The following is a 19,639-nucleotide window of genomic DNA, read 5'->3' as shown; positions in this document are numbered from 1 at the left end:
CACTATGCAGCTCAATATCACAGGACATAACGTCGAGATTACTGAGGCTTTACGTGATTTTGTGAATGCTAAATTCGCGAAACTCGAGCAGTATTTCGAAAGGATCAACCAGGTCTATGTTGTATTGAAAGTGGAGAAAGTGACTCATATCTCGGATGCGACCCTGCATGTCAACGGGGGTGAGCTCCATGCCAGTGCGGAAGGGCAAGACATGTACGCTGCTATCGACGGCTTGATTGATAAGCTTGCACGACAGCTCAATAAACATAAAGACAAACTGAAACAACACTAATTGTCCGGGCAGTTAACGGGTGCAGGAAGGCCTGTTGTGAAACACAACAGGCCGTTTGTACAGTTAGCGCTTAGGTGAAATTATGATGAACAACGATTCCGCTCTTCAACTGAGCAATGTCCTTAACCAGGAATGTACGCGCAGTGCTGTTCACTGCCAGAGCAAAAAACGTGCGCTGGAGATCATCAGTGAACTGGCCGCAAAACAGCTGGGCCTGCCGCCGCAGGTCGTGTTCGAAGCGATCCTGACCCGTGAAAAAATGGGCAGTACCGGCATCGGCAACGGCATCGCGATCCCGCACGGCAAACTGGAAGAGGACACCCTGCGTGCCGTCGGTGTGTTTGTGCAGCTGGAGACGCCTATCGCCTTCGATGCCATCGATAATCAGCCCGTCGATCTCCTCTTCGCGCTGCTGGTGCCTGCCGACCAGACGAAAACCCATTTGCATACGCTTTCGCTGGTCGCAAAACGCCTGGCCGATAAAACCATTTGCCGTCGACTGCGCGCAGCCCAAAGTGATGAAGAGCTATATCAAATTATCACTGAAGCAGAAGGCAATCAGGATGATGCATAACCAGGAGATGGCCTTCACATCTGTTGTCCTGAGGAGAAACGGAACATGGTGCTGATGATTGTCAGTGGCCGTTCAGGGTCCGGGAAATCCGTGGCCCTGCGCGCGCTGGAAGACATGGGGTTTTACTGCGTAGATAACCTGCCGGTCGTGCTGCTGCCCGACCTGGCACGCACGCTTGCGGAGAGGCAAATCTCTGCCGCCGTCAGTATCGACGTTCGTAACATGCCTGAATCGCCAGAAATCTTTGAACAGGCAATGAGCAACCTGCCTGATTCATTCTCGCCTCAGCTGCTGTTCCTCGATGCAGACCGCAATACTCTGATCCGTCGCTACAGCGATACCCGTCGTTTGCACCCGCTTTCCAGCAAGAACCTCTCGCTGGAAAGTGCTATCGACGAAGAGAGCGATCTGCTGGAACCGCTGCGTTCCCGTGCTGACCTGATTGTCGATACGTCCGAAATGTCCGTGCATGAGCTGGCGGAAATGCTGCGTACCCGTTTACTGGGCAAACGCGAGCGTGAACTGACGATGGTGTTCGAGTCGTTCGGCTTTAAGCACGGTATTCCTATCGATGCGGATTATGTTTTCGACGTGCGCTTCCTGCCGAACCCGCACTGGGATCCGAAGCTGCGTCCAATGACCGGTCTCGATAAGCCCGTCGCGGCCTTCCTCGACAGACACACAGAAGTTCACAATTTTATCTACCAGACGCGAAGCTACCTTGAGCTATGGTTACCTATGCTGGAGACAAACAACCGTAGCTACCTGACCGTAGCGATTGGCTGTACCGGCGGTAAACATCGTTCGGTCTATATCGCCGAACAGCTGGCCGACTATTTCCGTTCACGCGGAAAGAACGTTCAGTCCCGTCATCGCACGCTGGAAAAACGTAAAACATGACCGTAAAACAAACCGTTGAGATCACCAATAAGCTGGGCATGCATGCACGTCCGGCGATGAAACTGTTTGAGCTGATGCAGGGTTTCGATGCAGAAGTTCTGCTGCGTAACGATGAAGGTACCGAGGCGGAAGCGAACAGCGTAATTGCGCTACTGATGCTGGACTCCGCCAAAGGCCGCCAGATTGAAGTAGAAGCTACCGGTCCACAGGAAGAGGAAGCGCTGGCGGCGGTGATTGCGCTGTTTAACGCCGGGTTTGACGAAGACTAACGCCTCTTTCATGGCGGGTAGCGCTACGCTTACCCGCCTTACATCAATTTATTTCTCGCCATAAACCCTTCTCCTCCCAGCTGCCGCATCTGGCGCATGATCCACGCCTGTCGGTTTCGCACATAGCCTGAGGGGGCATCAGCCTTAAAGCGAATTGGGTTAGGCAAGACCGCGGCCAACAGCGCAGCTTCAGAGAGGCTCAGCCGGCTGGCAGGTTTATTGAAATATCTCTGCGACGCGGCTTCGACACCAAACACGCCATCACCAAACTCGGCAATGTTCAGATAGACCGTCAGAATACGTTTCTTGCTCCAGACCGTTTCCATCCCCAGGGTCAATCCGGCTTCCAGCCCTTTTCGCACCCAGCTACGGCCATCCCACAAAAACAGGTTTTTGGCCGTCTGTTGTGACAGCGTCGATGCGCCGCGCACGCGGTTTTCATGGCGTTCGTTATGGGCGAGCGCTTTCTCGATTGCCGCCACGTCAAACCCCCAGTGCTCCGGGAATTTCTGATCCTCCGCCGCTATCACCGCCAGCCCCATCCACGGGGAGATTTCATCTGTGCTCACCCAGTCAGAGTGGGCAACATAGCTGAAGTCACCGGTGAACCACGCGCTCAGCTGACGCTCAACCATCACGGCAGAAAACGGAACCGGCAGAATGCTGAATAATGCCAGTCCGCCGCCCCAGAACACCGCCAGCACCAGCACGGCACGCCAAAGAATACGTTTTACCCAGGCGCCTGCGGCGAATTGACGCCTCATTCAGTCAGCACCAGCACTCTGGCCACCAGCTTTTCAATGCCTGAAGCGGCTTCCGCGATAGTCTGCGCCAGCATATACGCGGGTGTGGTGACGATTTTATTGTCTTCATCCACCACAATGTCATCCACCGGACAAGGGATATGCTCGCCTCCCATCTCCTCGATGATTTCCGCTGTATCAATATCGGTCCCGATGGTCAGGCGCAGCGGGAAATCAAAAATTGTCGGAAGCATGGCCGGAGCGATACAGATAAAGCCCTGCGGTTTACCCGCCGCATGCATGGCCTGTGATAATGCTTTTAAATGCGGATCAACCTGACACCCGGCGCCTTGCGTGGCAAACGTGCTGAGGTTTTTAGCCGCCCCAAACCCGCCCGGCACAATTAACGCATCAAGCTCTGCCGCGTCCGCCTGAATCAGAGGATGAATTTCGCCACGCGCAATACGCGCGGCTTCAATCAGGACGTTACGGGTTTCCGCCATCGGCTCCCCGGTCAGATGATTAATGACATCAGCCTGATTTTTGTCTGGCGCGAAGCAAATGACTTCAGCCCCCTCTCTTGCCAGGGCCAGCAATGTGATGACGGCTTCGTGTATCTCAGAACCATCGTAAACGCCACATCCGCTCAGTACGACACCAATCTTTTTCATCATGACGATCCTTCTCTGCAACTCGCTGAAGCACATAATTAATTTTGATTAAAACGCTATGCTTCACACATTTCACTGATTCCTGTAACAAACCATTTAAGATTTGCTATCTTATTTGCGTGCGGCCTAAATTTTCAGGCGGCGTCCATACGAAAACAACACAAAAAAACAGGCGCAGCCACAATTTCCCTGGTGTTGGCGCAGTATTCGCGCACCCCGGTTAAGCCGGGGTCATTTTTTTCTGGCGTCCACCCAGGCTTTAAGCACCGCCACATCGTTCTGCCACTCTTGTTTCATCTCTTCAACCCAATCACCTACGTTATCTTCCCAGGCAGGTAAATCAGGTGACTGAATCTGTTGTCCCAGCTGCTGCAGGTGACGTAAGCCGACCGAGCCGGCCGCGCCTTTGATTTTATGCCCTTCTTCCACAATGCCTTTCTGATCCCGCGCTGTCAGATTTGACTCCAGCACGCTCAGATAGCCCGGCATCATTTTTTCAAATACCGCCAGACCGTCGGTAATCAGTTTTGGACCAACCAGATCGATGTACTGCTCCAGCATCGCGGTATCGAGTATCGTTTGGGCTTTCGCACTATCCACAGACGTCATGGTGTTCTCCTCTTCATCATGGGTATCCCAGAACTTCTTGATCATGGCGGTCAGGGCAGGCACCGCCAGCGGCTTGCTAAGTACATCATCCATACCGGCATCGAGGTACTCTTTTTTATCTTTCAGCACGTTCGCCGTCAACGCCACCAGCGGCGGCAGTTCGTCGGCAGCGTACTGGCTCGTCAGTTCACGGGAAATATCCAGCCCGGTCATGTCCGGCAACTGAATATCCAGCAGAACGAGATCATATTCACCCGGCTTAAACATCTCCAGCGCGGCTTTACCGGTCATCGCCACATCTACACTGTTGCCCAGTTTTTCCAGGACAGAGCGTGCGACAATTACGTTAAGCTCAATATCTTCCACCAGCAGGACATGCAGCGCAGGCAGCGGCATATCGTCGTTTTCGAAGGTATCTTCCACCTCTTCCGCCACCGCCGGCGCGTGCACCGTCAACGTGAAGGTTGAGCCTTTGCCCGGATGGCTGGCGACGGTAATATCACCGCCCATGCTCTTCGCAAGGCGTTTAGACACCGCCAGACCAATTCCTGTGCCGGTCGCGGGCTTGCCGCCGTTGCTGTCCTTCACCTGATAGTACATCGCAAATATTTTGTCCTGCTCTTCCTGCGGAATCCCAATGCCGGAGTCTTCCACCTCAAAGTGCAGCATGTCGCCCTGGTCATAGCGAATACGTACCGAGACCTGCCCCTTCTGGGTAAATTTGACCGCATTGCTGATAAGGTTCCACAGGATCTGGCGCAGACGCGTGCCGTCGGTAACCACCTTGTGCGGCAGCGGCAGCGTGGGATCCATGACAAAGCTCAGCCCCTTCTGTTGCGCCTGCAAGCCAGACAGGTTTTCCAGATCGGCAAGGAAACCGGTGAAATCAACCGGCTGGTTATCAAGCTGCACTTTGCGGCGTTCCATCTTATCCATATCGATAATATCGTTGAAGATATTCCCCAGCGTGACCGCTGAGACATGGATGGTTTTAAGGTATTTTTCCTGTTCTGCGGTGAGATCGGTGTCCAGCAGAATGCGGCTCAGGCCGACAATTCCGTTAAGTGGCGTACGCAGTTCATGGCTGATGGTGGAGATGAAGGTGGTTTTATCGCGGCTGGCACGTTCAAGGGCATCCTGATAGCGCTTACGCTCGGTGATATCGCGGCCAAACCCCATCAGACCGTGGCGTTTCCCCACGCGGTCGTAGTACGGCACCTTCCGGATCTCAAAGCAGGCTTTGCGCCCGTCGGGGTAATCCAGCCACTGTTCATAGGTCAGCGAAACGTTATGACGGAACACTTTTTCGTCCGTCTCCATCACTTTGGCGGCCGCCTCTTCGGAGTATACGTCCTGCGGCTTCAGGTGAATCAGCTGCTTCTCGCTCTTCCCGGTCAGCAGTTCCATCGCCCGGTTACACCCGGAAAACTCTTTATCTTCATTACGGTAGAAAACCAGATCCGGTGATGCATCAAGGAACGAGCGCAAGAAAGAGGATTGCTGCTCAAGCTGGATCTGCGTCACCTCGCGCTCTTTCATTTCGATTTTCAGCTGCTCCAGCGTCGCCTGGCGCTCAGCCTCCGCCTTCTCACGATCCGAAATCTCCTGGTTCAGTTGGGCGATATTATCCTTTAGCTGAACGTTGAGCTTCAGATCGCGATCGCGCATCTCTTCCAGTTTATCGACCAATTTTGACAGGCGCTGACGGGACTCCTCCAGTTGTTCAACCACCACGGAGAGGAAATAGACCGCCCAGGGTGTAATCAGCAAGCCAAAGAAGATGGAGCGGATCACGTCGATACTCTCGACCTGACCGTGCAGAACCATGGTTACGGCCATCTGCACGACAATGGCCAGAACGACCAGCGCCAGTGCCAGCAGCATGGAGAAACGCACCAGCCCAAGCTTCATCATCAGATCGACGTAGTACTGGGCCAGCATTCGAATTTGCTTCATAGAGGATCCCTTCACGACTTTATCGCTCAATAATACTCAAATTCGCGGCGGGGCGTTGAAGGTTGTGAGAAAAAGTGCGGGGTGAAACAGGAGATTAGCCTCGCTTCCGGTTCTCCGGAAGCGAGGAGAGGTATGTCAGGAGCGTTTCAGCATCAGCCAGAGGCTGATCAGGAAGAAGCTGGCGCTCGGCAGCAGCGCGCCGATAACAGGCGGAATACCATAAACCAGCGTCAGCGGGCCGAAGATCTGATCGAGAACGTAGAACACAAAGCCGAAGCTGATCCCGGTCACCACGCGCACGCCCATCGGCACGCTACGCAACGGGCCAAAGATAAACGACAGTGCCATCAGCATCATCACCGCCACGGACAACGGCTGGAAGATTTTGCTCCACATGTTGAGCTGATAACGTCCGGCGTCCTGTCCGCTCGACTTCAGGTATTTCACGTAGTTGTGCAAACCACTGATGGAGAGAGCGTCAGGATCCAACGCCACCACGCCGAGTTTGTCCGGCGTGAGTTTGGTTTTCCACATGCCCGACACCGTCTGAGAGCCGGAGATCTGTTTTGGATCGGTCAGGTCTGACTCATCCACCTGCGACAACCGCCACTGCTTATGCTCGGCGTCAAACTTGGCCGAAGAGGCGTGACGCACGGAGAGCAAACGACGATCGTTATTGAAGGTGTAAATACTCACGCCCCCCAGTTCGTCATCGCCCTTCACACGTTCGATATAGACGAAGCTGTCACCATCTTTTGCCCACAACCCTTGCTGCGTTGAGAGCAATGAACCACCGTACATCGCCTGCGCACGATAGTTACGCGCCATCTGCTCACCCTGCGGTGCCACCCACTCACCAATTGCCATGGTCAATAGCACCAGCGGGATCGCGGTTTTCATCACCGACAGCGCAACCTGCATACGGGTGAAGCCCGAAGCCTGCATAACAACCAGTTCACTGCGCTGTGCCAGCATCCCTAAGCCCAACAGCGCACCCAGCAGGGCTGCCATCGGGAAGAAGATCTGCACATCTTTTGGCACGCTGAGCAGGGTATACATGCCCGCACCCAGCGCGTCATAGCTCCCCTGCCCGGCTTTTTTCAACTGATCGACAAATTTGATAATGCCGGAGAGCGACACCAGCATGAACAACGTCATCATGATGGTGGAAAAAATAGTTTTACCGATATAGCGGTCAAGAACGCCAAACGCCTGCATTAGAGGGCTCCTTTACGCGAGAAGCGGGCACGAATGCGGCGCACAGGCACCGTATCCCACAGGTTGAGTCCCACCGCCAGCAGCAGATACAGACCATTGACCACCCAGGTCCAGACGAACGGGTCAATTTTACCTTTACCACCGTTAGACTTAATTGAGGTCTGCAACAGGAAGAACACCAGGTACAGCAGCATGGCTGGCAACATTGACAGCACGCGTCCCTGACGTGGGTTAACCACACTCAGCGGAACGACCATCAGAGCCATCATAAATACGGCGAATACTAGCGTGATACGCCAGTGCAGTTCGGCACGCGCACGGTTGTTGTCCGTATTGAACAGGGTACGCATATCCATTTGCTCGGTATCACTTGGATCGAGCGCCACGGTCTGGTGACCAATAATGGCCTGGTAGTTCTGGAAATCGGTGATGCGGAAATCGCGCAGCATCGCAGTGCCTTCGAAGCGCGTGCCTTTATTCAGCGTCACTACCTGAGAGCCATCTTTACGCTGTGACAGTTGACCCGAATCGGCCACCACGACGGAAGGACGGGCATTCCCTTTGGTGCGGAGCTGCGCAAGGAACACATCGTTAAAGCGGCTACCATCCACGCTTTCGATAAAGAGAACAGAATTCCCGTCCGTCGCCTGCTGGAACTGGCCCTGCGCCAGTGCGGCCATACCCGGGTTTGCTTTGGCTTCTGCCAGCACTTCATCCTGGTGACGGGAAGACGTTGGGCCCGCCCACATCACATTCACCGCCGCAACGATACCTGTGAAAAGCGCCAGAACCATAGCGGCTTTCACCAGTACGGCTTTACTCAAGCCGCAGGCGTGCATCACGGTGATTTCACTCTCGGTATAAAGCTTGCCGAGCGTCATGAGCAGACCGAGGAAAAGACTTAGCGGCAGGATAAGCTGCGCCATTTCCGGGATCCCTAAACCAAGCAGGGAAAGCACCAGATTCGTAGGAATTTCGCCGTCAACGGCCGCACCGAGGATCCTGACCAGCTTCTGACAGAAAAAAATCAGCAGCAGGATGAAGAGGATCGCCAGCTGGCTTTTGAGCGTCTCCCGCACCAGATATCTTATGATTATCACTTTAAATACGCCCGTAAAAACCCGTCTCTTTGCTGGAAAATCGCTTGTTTCATGGCTTAAACGTCATTTATTCTCTTGAGTCGTCGAAATCATCGCTAAGATTAAAACATCCGGCGGATTCACGCTTCAGGACTTTTTCTGACGTGTCGAAACCGTAGTAACGTAAGATTAACACGAAGTCACCACAACAGCGGACATGAGTTACGAAAGGTTTCAATTCTATCTGTAGCAGCCGCTGTTGTCTTTAAGATTCAGGAGCGTAGTGCATGGAGTTCAGTGTAAAAAGCGGTAGCCCGGAGAAACAGCGGAGTGCCTGCATCGTTGTGGGCGTCTTTGAACCACGCCGACTCTCCCCGATCGCCGAGCAACTCGATAAGATCAGTGATGGCTACATCAGCGCCCTGCTGCGCCGTGGCGAACTGGAAGGCAAACCTGGGCAGACGCTGTTACTGCACCATGTTCCAAACGTACTGTCTGAACGTATTCTGCTGATTGGCTGCGGTAAAGAGCGCGAGCTGGATGAACGTCAGTATAAGCAGGTTATTCAGAAAACGATTAATACGCTGAATGATACCGGCTCAATGGAAGCCGTTTGCTTCCTGACCGAGCTGCACGTCAAAGGCCGTAACACCTACTGGAAAGTGCGTCAGGCGGTCGAAACGGCAAAAGAGAGCCTGTACAGCTTCGACCAGCTGAAAACCAACAAAAGCGAGCCACGTCGTCCGCTGCGTAAGATGGTCTTTAACGTACCGACCCGTCGCGAGCTGACCAGCGGTGAACGCGCTATTCAGCACGGCCTGGCGATTGCTGCCGGGATTAAAGCCGCAAAAGATCTGGGCAATATGCCGCCTAACATCTGTAACGCAGCGTATCTGGCCTCTCAGGCACGTCAGCTGGCTGACGCCTACAGTAAAAATGTCATCACCCGCGTCATCGGCGAACAGCAGATGAAAGAGCTGGGAATGCACTCCTATCTGGCAGTCGGCAACGGCTCCCAGAATGAGTCGCTGATGTCGGTTATCGAGTACAAAGGTAACCCGTCTGAAGATGCGCGTCCGATTGTGCTGGTTGGTAAGGGTCTGACCTTCGATTCCGGCGGTATCTCCATCAAGCCTGCCGAAGGCATGGACGAGATGAAGTACGACATGTGTGGTGCAGCAGCAGTGTATGGCGTGATGCGTATGGTGGCGGAACTTCAGCTGCCGATTAACGTCATTGGCGTGCTGGCGGGCTGTGAAAACATGCCTGGCGGTCGTGCGTACCGTCCGGGTGACGTTCTGACGACCATGTCCGGCCAGACCGTTGAAGTGCTGAACACCGACGCCGAAGGCCGTCTGGTGCTGTGCGACGTGCTGACCTACGTTGAGCGCTTCGAGCCTGAAGCGGTCATTGACGTGGCCACGCTGACCGGTGCCTGTGTGATTGCGCTGGGCCATCACATCACCGGGCTGATGTCGAACCACAATCCTCTGGCGCACGAGCTGATTGGCGCGTCCGAACAGGCCGGTGACCGCGCATGGCGTCTGCCGCTGGGTGACGAGTACCAGGAACAGCTGGAGTCTAATTTCGCCGATATGGCGAACATCGGCGGTCGTCCTGGCGGGGCAATTACTGCGGGCTGCTTCCTGGCGCGCTTTACCCGTAAGTACAACTGGGCGCATCTGGATATCGCAGGTACCGCCTGGCGTTCCGGTAAGGCCAAAGGCGCAACCGGTCGTCCGGTCGCGTTACTGTCGCAGTTCCTGCTCAATCGTGCGGGTTTTAACGGCGAAGAGTAATTGCCGTCAGATGCCCGGTAGCGCTACGCTTACCGGGCCTACGGAAAGATGCCGTTTGTAGGCCGGGTCAGCCCGGCCTTGCATTTAAATCCACAACAAGAAGCCCCATATATGAAGAATGCAACGTTCTACCTTCTGGACAACGACACCCATCAGGACGGCCTCAGCGCAGTTGAACAGCTGGTGTGTGAAATTGCCGCAGAACGTTGGCGCGCAGGTAAACGCGTTCTGATTGCCTGCGAAGATGAGCAGCAGGCCATCCGCCTTGACGAAGCACTCTGGGCACGCCCGCCGGAGAGTTTTGTTCCGCATAATCTGTCTGGCGAAGGCCCTCGTGGCGGCGCACCGGTAGAGATTGCCTGGCCGCAAAAGCGCAACAGCAGCGCGCGCGATATTCTGATTAGCCTGCGGATAGATTTTGCAGATTTTGCCACCGCTTTCACAGAAGTGGTAGACTTTGTCCCTTACGAAGAATCTTTGAAACAACTGGCGCGCGAACGCTATAAAGCGTACCGCCTGGCTGGTTTTAACCTGAATACGGCAACCTGGAAATAATGGAAAAGACATATAACCCACGCGATATCGAACAGCCGCTTTACGAGCACTGGGAACAGCAGGGCTATTTCAAGCCTAACGGCGATGAAAGCAAAGAGTCCTTCTGCATCATGATCCCACCGCCGAACGTCACCGGCAGTTTGCATATGGGTCATGCCTTCCAGCAGACCATCATGGATACCATGATCCGCTACCAGCGCATGCAGGGCAAAAACACCCTGTGGCAGGCGGGGACTGACCACGCGGGTATCGCGACCCAGATGGTGGTTGAGCGTAAAATTGCCGCTGAAGAAGGTAAAACCCGCCACGACTACGGTCGCGACGCGTTCATCGATAAAATCTGGCAGTGGAAAGCAGAATCCGGCGGTACCATCACCCGTCAGATGCGCCGTCTTGGCAACTCCGTGGACTGGGAGCGCGAGCGCTTCACCATGGACGAAGGCCTTTCCAACGCCGTTAAAGAAGTGTTTGTCCGTCTGTACAAAGAAGACCTGATTTACCGTGGCAAGCGCCTGGTAAACTGGGACCCTAAACTGCGCACCGCTATCTCCGACCTGGAAGTGGAAAACCGTGAGTCTAAAGGCTCCATGTGGCATATCCGCTATCCGCTGGCCGACGGCGCTAAAACGGCAGACGGTAAAGATTACCTGGTGGTAGCGACCACCCGTCCGGAAACCCTGCTGGGCGATACCGGCGTGGCCGTTAACCCGGAAGATCCGCGTTATAAAGATCTGATTGGTAAATTCGTGGTGCTGCCGCTGGTTAACCGCCGCATTCCCGTTGTGGGCGATGAACACGCCGACATGGAAAAAGGCACCGGCTGTGTGAAAATCACCCCGGCACACGACTTCAACGACTACGAAGTGGGCCGTCGTCACGCCCTGCCAATGATCAACATTCTGACGTTCGACGGTGATATCCGTGAAAGCGCGGAAGTGTATGACACCAAAGGTAACGAATCCGACGTTTACTCCAGCGACATTCCGGCTGAATTCCAGAAAATGGAACGTTTTGCCGCGCGTAAAGCGATTGTCGCTGCAGTGGATGCACTCGGCCTGCTGGAAGAGATCAAACCTCACGATCTGACCGTGCCGTACGGTGACCGTGGTGGTGTTGTTATCGAGCCAATGCTGACCGACCAGTGGTACGTGCGCGCCGACGTGCTGGCGAAACCGGCTGTTGAAGCGGTCGAGAACGGCGACATCCAGTTTGTGCCGAAGCAGTATGAAAACATGTACTTCTCCTGGATGCGTGATATTCAGGACTGGTGTATCTCCCGTCAGCTGTGGTGGGGCCACCGTATCCCGGCCTGGTACGACAGCGAAGGCAACGTCTATGTTGGCCGCAGCGAAGATGAAGTTCGTCAGGAAAACAACCTGAGTGCCGATGTCGCCCTGCGTCAGGACGAAGACGTACTGGACACCTGGTTCTCCTCCGCACTGTGGACCTTCTCCACGCTGGGCTGGCCGGAGAACACCGACGCGCTGCGTCAGTTCCACCCAACCAGCGTGATGGTGTCCGGCTTCGACATCATCTTCTTCTGGATCGCCCGCATGATCATGATGACCATGCACTTCATCAAAGATGAAAACGGCAAGCCACAGGTTCCGTTCCATACCGTCTACATGACCGGTCTGATTCGTGACGACGAAGGCCAGAAGATGTCCAAGTCCAAGGGTAACGTTATCGACCCGCTGGACATGGTTGACGGTATCTCCCTCGAAGAGCTGCTGGAAAAACGTACCGGCAACATGATGCAACCGCAGCTGGCAGAGAAGATCCGCAAGCGTACTGAGAAACAGTTCCCGAATGGGATCGAACCTCACGGTACTGACGCCCTGCGTTTCACTCTGGCGGCACTGGCTTCAACCGGTCGTGACATCAACTGGGACATGAAGCGCCTGGAAGGTTACCGTAACTTCTGTAACAAGCTGTGGAACGCCAGCCGCTTCGTGCTGATGAACACCGAAGATCAGGATTGCGGCTTCAACGGCGGCGAGATGACCCTGTCTCTGGCCGATCGCTGGATCCTGGCAGAGTTCAACCAGACGGTAAAAGCCTTCCGCGAAGCGCTGGACAGCTACCGCTTCGATATCGCGGCGGGCATTCTGTATGAATTCACCTGGAACCAGTTCTGTGACTGGTACCTGGAGCTGGCAAAACCGGTAATGAACGGCGGTTCTGAAGCGGAACTGCGCGGTACGCGCAACACGCTGATTACCGTTCTGGAAGGTCTGCTGCGTCTGGCGCACCCGATTATTCCATTCATCACCGAAACCATCTGGCAGCGTGTGAAAGTGATTGCCGGCATCAACGCCGACACTATCATGCTGCAGCCGTTCCCGGAATTCGATGCAGCGAAGGTCGATGAAGCGGCGTCAGCCGATACCGAATGGCTGAAACAGGCGATCGTGGCGGTACGTAATATCCGTGCCGAAATGAACATCGCCCCGGGTAAACCTCTGGAGCTGCTGCTGCGCGGTTGCAGTGAGGCTGCTGTTCGCCGTGTCACCGAGAACAACACCTTCCTGAAAACCATGGCGCGTCTGGAAAGCATCACCGTGCTGCCTGCGGATGACAAAGGTCCGGTATCCGTGACCAAAATCATCGACGGCGCCGAGCTGCTGATCCCGATGGCAGGTCTTATCGACAAAGACGCTGAGCTGGCCCGTCTGGCAAAAGAAGTGGCTAAGGTCGATGTGGAAATTGGCAAAATCGAAAGCAAACTGGCGAACGAAGGCTTTGTTGCCCGCGCGCCGGAAGCGGTTATCGCGAAAGAGCGTGAGCGTCTGGTTGCCTTCGCCGATGCTAAGACCAAACTGATCGAGCAGCAGGCGGTTATTGCAGCCCTGTAATGCTTTTACCCCTTACGCTTCAGGGCGTAAGGGGTATCCTTCCTGAAAACTCCTCGCTTGCGCTCCCTTTACTGCGGTGCTATTAACAGCAGTTGTGTGTCAATTTTTGTAATGAGTAAGACTATGAGCGTGATTACCCCCGTCGCGACGACGATGCGTCGGATCACTGAGCAGGACAACCCGGCTATTGCCGCCGTTATCCGAACGGTTTCCGCAGAGTATGGCCTGACCGCCGACAAAGGCTATACCGTTGCCGACCCGAATCTGGATGAGCTGTTTCAGTTGTACAGCCAGCCGGGCTACGCCTATTGGGTTATTGAGCAGAACGGCCAGGTCGTGGGCGGCGGTGGCGTGGCGCCTTTAAGCTGCAGCGAGCCGGATATCTGCGAACTGCAAAAAATGTATTTTCTGCCGTCGGTACGCGGGCAAGGGCTGGCGAAAAAGCTGGCGCTTATCGCCCTTGAACATGCGCGTACTCAGGGTTTTAAACGCTGTTACCTGGAAACAACCGCCTTCCTCAAAGAGGCCATTGGCCTGTATGAACATCTGGGCTTTACGCATATTGATGCGCCGCTGGGCTGTACCGGCCACGTCGATTGCGAAGTCAGAATGCTGAAAACTCTGTAAAGGGCATTCCTGCCCTCTTCTGTTAAGCGACTGTAAACTGAATGCTCTACACTCTCAGTTCACACCATAACGGGGGAAACACGATGTCGAAGATAAAAAGCTACGCCGCACCGCAGGCGGGTGCAGAACTTGAGCTGTACGAATACGATGCGGGCGACCTAAAAGCAGAAGACGTCGAAGTGCAGGTTGATTACTGCGGGATCTGCCACTCCGATCTCTCCATGATCGACAATGAATGGGGCTTCTCACAGTATCCACTGATTGCCGGCCACGAAGTCATTGGCCGCGTTGTGGCGCTCGGTAGCGCCGCACAGGACAAAGGGCTGAAGGTCGGCCAGCGCGTGGGTATTGGCTGGACGGCGCGCAGCTGTGGTCACTGCGATGCCTGTATCAGCGGTAACCAAATTAACTGCCTCGAAGGCGCAGTCCCTACCATTCTGAACAAAGGCGGTTTCGCCGATAAACTGCGTGCCGACTGGCAATGGGTTATTCCCCTGCCGGACAGCATTGATATCGAATCTGCCGGTCCGCTGCTGTGCGGCGGTATCACCGTATTCAAACCGCTGCTGATGCATCATGTCACCGCCACCAGCCGTGTGGGTGTCATCGGGATTGGTGGTCTGGGCCATATCGCAATTAAACTGCTGCATGCGATGGGCTGTGAAGTCACGGCGTTTAGCTCGAACCCGGCCAAAGAGAAAGAAGTGCTGGCGATGGGGGCGGATAAGGTAGTCAACAGCCGCGATCCGCAAGCGCTCAAATCGCTGGCAGGTCAGTTTGATCTGATCATCAATACCGTTAACGTCGATCTCGACTGGCAACCGTACTTTGAAGCGCTGGCCCACGGCGGTAACTTCCACACCGTCGGTGCGGTGATGAAACCGCTGCCGGTGCCTGCGTTTACGCTGATCGGGGGGGATCGCAGCGTCTCCGGTTCAGCAACCGGTACGCCGTTCGAATTGCGCAAACTGATGAAGTTTGCCGGACGCACTAAAGTGGCGCCCACCACCGAACTGTATCCGATGTCTAAGATCAACGAAGCTATCCAGCATGTGCGTGACGGTAAAGCCCGTTATCGCGTGGTGTTGAAAGCGGATTTTTGATGTGAACGCGCGGGGTGCGTGCGGCCTGATTGCACGCATCTACATCCTCTCCCGTCGGGAGAGGATGTAATACTCAAAACGCTACCGTTTTGCTGCGGTCATTGCCTTGAACACCTCTGCCACCGCCACGGCCCCCGGGTCGGTCACACCCTCCAGGTTCTCTTTGTTGACATACGACGAACGTCCGGCACCTGCTTTCACCATATTCGCTGTCGCCTCAGCGCCCGCGTTCGCAGCCTGCGCAGCAGCCTGAAGGTCGCCTTTCTGCAATGCCTCCAGCGCCGGTTGCAGGGCATCGATCAAGGTGCGATCGCCAAGATCTGCCCCACCATACTGCTTCATCTGCGCCAGCCCGCTGAAGAGCGCTTCCGGCAACGGCTGACCGTCGTGCAACGTCTGCCCGGCAGCGGTAAAGAAGATCGACATCAGCACACCGCTTGAGCCCCCCATAACCGTTGCCAGCCGCTCGCCAACCAGCAGCAACAGCGTCGACACATCATTTAGCGGAAGCTGTTTCTTCTCCAGACGCTGCGCAATATCCCGCGCCCCTTGCGCAAAGGTAGAGCCCGTATCGCCATCACCCACTTTGGCATCCAGCGCATTGAGGCGGTTTTCCAGCTGGATCAGCGTCTGCGTGACCGTGGAGACGATCTCTGCGACCCGTGGATTGTCCGAGGCGGTATATTCCACGCGGTCATGGATCGCGCTATGTTCCTGCACGCGCAGCGGCGCAAACGCCACCGGCTTCTGCCAGCCCAACGTCTCCACCTCTTCATGGAGAGCTTTTTCGAACAGATCGTTAAGCTTCAGCAACGTCAGCGAAAAGCCTTTCATATCCAGGGCACTCACCAGCGGTGCCGGACCAATCAGATAAGCGATATTTTCTTTCAGCGCCGAGTGGGCCAGCTCTTTGGTGAGCAACGCCATCTCCAGCGCCGACACGCCGCCGAGGTTATTGATAAGCACGGCAAAACGCCCGTTACCGGCCTGCGCTTTGAGCGGCTCGACCAGCGTGTCGATGATGGCTTTGCTGTTTTGCGTATCGACAACCGAGGCACCAGGCTCCCCGTGGATCCCGAGCCCCAGCTCCACGTGCCCCTGCTTGATCCGCCCCTCTTCATCATCACTGCCCGGCAGGTTACAGGTTTGCATTGCCACGCCCAGGCTCCAGAGATTATCGCAAGCCTGTTGCGCGATATCGCGCACCTCGGTCAGTGATTTGCCGTGCTCTGCCGCATAGCCCGCGATTTTATGTACCAGTGCCGTACCGGCGATACCGCGCGGCTGCTTGTTCTCCGGCAGGGCAATATCATCGGCGACAATGACCATCTCGACCTTCAGGCCATAGCGCTTGGCTTTTTCTGCCGCCAGGCCGAAATTAAGCCGGTCGCCGGTGTAATTTTTCACGATCAGCAGACAACCCCGATCGCCCGTTACCGCCACAATGGCGTTCAGCACCGCATCAACGCTCGGCGAAGCAAAAAGATCCCCGCACACCGCTGCCGTGAGCATCCCTTTGCCGACAAACCCGGCGTGTGCAGGTTCGTGACCAGAGCCACCGCCTGAAATGACCGCCACCCGGCTTTTATCCCAGTCGCTGCGCGCCACCACCCGAATGGCCGGGTCGATATCAAGTTTGACGAGATTAGCGTGTGGTGCCGAAATCAGTATGCCTTCGATGGCGTCGTTGACCAGCTGTTTGCGATCGTTAAAGAAGAATCTGGACATAGTTTTCCAAAATTTTGTGAACCGTATGCAAAAGCATAGTCCGCGCTGGATAATGCGCCGCAAAGTCAGCAATTTACTCAGCCATTTTGCCGTCAGGTTGCCTATACTCGACCGAGGACTAAGAGAGGAAGCGCATTATGAGTACACCATTGTTAATTGCCCGCACGCTGGACAAAGAGCTGTTTTTACTGCCCGCGATGGCCAACCGCCACGGTCTCATCACCGGGGCCACCGGGACGGGGAAAACCGTGACCCTGCAGAAGCTGGCAGAGTCGCTTTCAGAGATTGGCGTACCGGTCTTTATGGCCGATGTAAAAGGCGATTTAACCGGTGTGGCTCAGGAAGGCACTCCCTCCGAAAAACTGCTCGACCGACTCAAAAATATCGGCATCACGGACTGGACACCGCACAACAATCCGGTCGTGTTATGGGATATCTTTGGTGAGAAAGGTCACCCGGTACGTGCAACCGTCTCCGATCTTGGTCCGCTGCTGCTGGCTCGTCTGCTCAACCTCAACGATGTGCAGTCCGGTGTGCTGAATATCATCTTCCGTATTGCCGACGACCAGGGTCTGCTGTTACTTGATTTCAAAGATCTGCGGGCCATTACCCAGTACATCGGTGATAACGCCAAATCGTTCCAAAACCAGTACGGTAATATCAGCAGCGCCTCAGTCGGGGCCATCCAGCGCGGGTTACTGACCCTGGAGCAACAGGGTGCCGAACATTTCTTTGGCGAGCCGATGCTGGATATCAAGGACTGGATGCGCACCGACAGCAACGGGAAAGGCATCATCAATATTCTGAGCTCAGAGAAGCTCTACCAGATGCCGAAGCTCTACGCCGCCAGCCTGCTGTGGCTGCTCTCTGAACTGTACGAGCAGTTACCCGAAGCCGGCGATCTCGACAAACCCAAGCTGGTCTTCTTCTTCGACGAAGCGCACCTGCTGTTTAACGATGCGCCTCAGGTTCTGCTGGATAAGATTGAACAGGTGATCCGCCTGATCCGCTCTAAAGGCGTCGGCGTCTGGTTTGTTTCGCAAAACCCGTCCGATATTCCTGACAACGTGCTGGGACAGCTTGGCAACCGCGTACAGCATGCCCTGCGCGCCTTTACGCCGAAAGATCAGAAGGCCGTCAAAGCCGCCGCGCAAACCATGCGAGCGAACCCGGCATTTGATACCGAAGCGGCCATCCAGGCGTTGGGCACCGGTGAAGCGCTTATCTCTTTCCTGGATGCAAAAGGCAGCCCGTCCGTTGTGGAGCGCGCAATGGTGATTGCCCCTTGCTCCCGGATGGGACCCGTGACGGACGATGAACGCAACGGCCTGATTAACCGCTCCCCGCTGTATGGTAAGTATGAGGACGACGTGGATCGCGAGTCGGCATTCGAGATGCTGCAAAAAGGGGTTCAGGCCACCACCGAATCCCAGGACGCACCTGCCGCCAAAGGCCAGTCTGTTGCCGTGGACGACGGCATCCTGGGCGGGCTTAAGGATATCCTGTTTGGTACAACCGGACCACGCGGCGGCAAACGCGATGGCGTCGTGCAGACCATGGCGAAAAGTGCAGCGCGTCAGGTCACGAATCAGATTGTACGCGGCATGCTGGGGAGCCTGTTAGGCGGTCGTCGCCGGTAAGCGGGGAACCCAGGGGCGACCAAGCGCCGACCCCTGTACGCCGTGCTCTTGCAGATAACGGTCGATTTCAACCATCCCCGTCCAGCGGTTCTCACACCAGAGCGGTGCAAGAAGCGTTGGACGGCGGGCGCTGGCGGAGATGCGGTGGTAGACAATCTCCGGTGGGGTGTGCCGAATCATCTCCCCCGCCGTCATCGTATACGCATCAAGCTCAATACCGGTTAAGCGCCCGGCTTCCCAGGCTTTGGCCATGATACTGCCCTTTACGATGTGCAGTGGATGCAGCTTAATTCCGTCCACACCGGTCTCGACCACCTTTTCCAGTGTCTCAAGACCGTGCTGCTGCCCTTCGCCTGGCAGGCCGACAATCAGGTGCGAGCACACCTTTAGCCCACGCTCACGCGCGAGACGTGTGGTGCGCTGGTAACAGGCGAAATCATGCCCACGGTTGATGCGGTGCAGAGTTTTGGCGTGCGCACTTTGCAGGCCCAGCTCCAGCCAGATCTCATACCCTTGTTCCTTGTACTCGCTGAGCAGGTCCAGTACCGCTTCCGGCACGCAGTCCGGGCGGGTGCCCACACACAGCCCTACGATACTGGCCTGACTTACCGCCTGCTGATACATGGAGCGCAAGACCTGTACTTCCGCCCATGTGCTAGTGTAGGCCTGGAAATAGGCCAGATACTGTTTCGCACGGTTGACCAGACCCGCCTGATGGGACAGCTGTTCGACGATGGAACGATGCTGCTGCGCTTCGTCAGCAAAAGACGCCACATTACAGAAAGTACAGCCCCCGCGCCCGATCGTCCCGTCACGGTTCGGGCAGCTAAAACCGCCATGCAGCGTCAGCTTGTGAACCTTTTGCCCATAACGCTGCAAAAGATCCCCACCAAACATATTGACTAATTTCTGTAACTGCATAATCTGATAGACCGTCCCAAAGAAAGGGGACAAGCCTGCCATTTTTAGCCTCTGTCGGCGATGACCTGGATCAATCGCCCTGGACGGCCTTTATCTCTAT

The 19,639-nt window shown here is 55.5% G+C and carries 17 protein-coding genes; 10 read left to right on the top strand and 7 right to left on the bottom strand.

What is annotated here, in order from left to right:
• The first annotated feature begins 4 nt into the window (after window positions 1–4).
• The 4 genes from hpf (at window position 5) to npr (ending at window position 2,035) form a co-directional block, all read left to right on the top strand.
• Window positions 5–292, top strand: a complete 288-nt coding sequence (gene hpf, locus BH714_RS19770) for a ribosome hibernation promoting factor (RefSeq protein WP_014171818.1) — start codon at window positions 5–7, stop codon at window positions 290–292.
• 82 nt (window positions 293–374) lie between these two features.
• Window positions 375–866 (top strand): PTS IIA-like nitrogen regulatory protein PtsN, encoded by a 492-nt coding sequence (gene ptsN, locus BH714_RS19765; RefSeq protein WP_014171819.1) that lies wholly within the window; start codon window positions 375–377, stop codon window positions 864–866.
• A 45-nt stretch (window positions 867–911) separates the two neighbouring features.
• The gene (gene rapZ, locus BH714_RS19760) at window positions 912–1,766 is read left to right on the top strand and encodes an RNase adapter RapZ (protein WP_014171820.1); all 855 of its coding nucleotides are present in this window, start codon (window positions 912–914) and stop codon (window positions 1,764–1,766) included.
• Window positions 1,763–2,035 (top strand): PTS phosphocarrier protein NPr, encoded by a 273-nt coding sequence (gene npr, locus BH714_RS19755; protein ID WP_003861872.1) that lies wholly within the window; start codon window positions 1,763–1,765, stop codon window positions 2,033–2,035. Before rapZ ends, npr begins: the two co-directional genes overlap by 4 nt.
• 38 nt (window positions 2,036–2,073) lie before the next feature.
• Here npr and mtgA read toward each other — a convergent pair whose 3' ends face one another.
• The 5 genes from mtgA to lptF all read right to left on the bottom strand — a co-directional run bounded on the left by mtgA (window position 2,074) and on the right by lptF (window position 8,332).
• Window positions 2,074–2,799 carry a monofunctional biosynthetic peptidoglycan transglycosylase gene (gene mtgA / locus BH714_RS19750; protein ID WP_014171821.1) on the bottom strand — a complete coding sequence of 242 codons (726 nt, stop codon included), beginning with the start codon at window positions 2,797–2,799 and terminating at the stop codon, window positions 2,074–2,076.
• Complete coding sequence (gene elbB / locus BH714_RS19745; RefSeq protein WP_032670144.1) at window positions 2,796–3,449, bottom strand: isoprenoid biosynthesis glyoxalase ElbB; 654 nt, start codon at window positions 3,447–3,449, stop codon at window positions 2,796–2,798. The genes mtgA and elbB overlap by 4 nt, the downstream gene beginning before the upstream one ends.
• A 231-nt stretch (window positions 3,450–3,680) precedes the next feature.
• The gene (gene arcB, locus BH714_RS19740; protein WP_032679053.1) at window positions 3,681–6,014 is read right to left on the bottom strand and encodes an aerobic respiration two-component sensor histidine kinase ArcB; all 2,334 of its coding nucleotides are present in this window, start codon (window positions 6,012–6,014) and stop codon (window positions 3,681–3,683) included.
• Window positions 6,015–6,149: 135 nt separating this feature from the next.
• A complete protein-coding gene (gene lptG, locus BH714_RS19735; RefSeq protein ID WP_014171824.1) occupies window positions 6,150–7,232 on the bottom strand; it encodes an LPS export ABC transporter permease LptG in 1,083 nt (360 codons plus the stop codon).
• Window positions 7,232–8,332, bottom strand: a complete 1,101-nt coding sequence (lptF, locus tag BH714_RS19730) for an LPS export ABC transporter permease LptF (RefSeq protein WP_014171825.1) — start codon at window positions 8,330–8,332, stop codon at window positions 7,232–7,234. The genes lptG and lptF overlap by 1 nt, the downstream gene beginning before the upstream one ends.
• A 266-nt stretch (window positions 8,333–8,598) precedes the next feature.
• Between lptF and pepA the strand changes: the two genes are divergently transcribed.
• From pepA to ahr, 5 genes are all read left to right on the top strand, one after another.
• The gene (gene pepA, locus BH714_RS19725; protein ID WP_014171826.1) at window positions 8,599–10,110 is read left to right on the top strand and encodes a leucyl aminopeptidase; all 1,512 of its coding nucleotides are present in this window, start codon (window positions 8,599–8,601) and stop codon (window positions 10,108–10,110) included.
• Window positions 10,111–10,221: 111 nt separating this feature from the next.
• Window positions 10,222–10,665, top strand: a complete 444-nt coding sequence (gene holC, locus BH714_RS19720) for a DNA polymerase III subunit chi (protein WP_008502815.1) — start codon at window positions 10,222–10,224, stop codon at window positions 10,663–10,665.
• Window positions 10,665–13,520 carry a valine--tRNA ligase gene (locus BH714_RS19715; protein ID WP_020883522.1) on the top strand — a complete coding sequence of 952 codons (2,856 nt, stop codon included), beginning with the start codon at window positions 10,665–10,667 and terminating at the stop codon, window positions 13,518–13,520. The genes holC and BH714_RS19715 overlap by 1 nt, the downstream gene beginning before the upstream one ends.
• 123 nt (window positions 13,521–13,643) lie before the next feature.
• A complete protein-coding gene (locus BH714_RS19710) occupies window positions 13,644–14,147 on the top strand; it encodes a GNAT family N-acetyltransferase (protein WP_020883521.1) in 504 nt (167 codons plus the stop codon).
• A gap of 83 nt (window positions 14,148–14,230) precedes the next feature.
• Window positions 14,231–15,250 carry an NADPH-dependent aldehyde reductase Ahr gene (gene ahr, locus BH714_RS19705; RefSeq protein WP_020883520.1) on the top strand — a complete coding sequence of 340 codons (1,020 nt, stop codon included), beginning with the start codon at window positions 14,231–14,233 and terminating at the stop codon, window positions 15,248–15,250.
• 81 nt (window positions 15,251–15,331) lie between these two features.
• Here ahr and BH714_RS19700 read toward each other — a convergent pair whose 3' ends face one another.
• Window positions 15,332–16,978 carry a glycerone kinase gene (locus BH714_RS19700; RefSeq protein WP_020883519.1) on the bottom strand — a complete coding sequence of 549 codons (1,647 nt, stop codon included), beginning with the start codon at window positions 16,976–16,978 and terminating at the stop codon, window positions 15,332–15,334.
• Window positions 16,979–17,115: 137 nt separating this feature from the next.
• On the opposite strand from BH714_RS19700, the gene BH714_RS19695 reads away from it, so the two are divergent.
• Window positions 17,116–18,618 (top strand): helicase HerA-like C-terminal domain-containing protein, encoded by a 1,503-nt coding sequence (locus BH714_RS19695; protein WP_020883518.1) that lies wholly within the window; start codon window positions 17,116–17,118, stop codon window positions 18,616–18,618.
• Here BH714_RS19695 and mnmL read toward each other — a convergent pair.
• On the bottom strand, window positions 18,598–19,539 hold the full coding sequence (mnmL, locus tag BH714_RS19690) for a tRNA modification radical SAM protein MnmL/YtqA (RefSeq protein ID WP_140418744.1): 942 nt from the start codon (window positions 19,537–19,539) through the stop codon (window positions 18,598–18,600). The two genes, BH714_RS19695 and mnmL, sit on opposite strands and share 21 nt — an antisense overlap.
• Window positions 19,540–19,639: the final 100 nt, after the last annotated feature.

Source organism: Enterobacter ludwigii, from assembly GCF_001750725.1.
GTDB classification, from domain to species: Bacteria; Pseudomonadota; Gammaproteobacteria; order Enterobacterales; family Enterobacteriaceae; genus Enterobacter; species Enterobacter ludwigii.
This window is presented reverse-complemented; position numbering and strand designations above follow the sequence as displayed.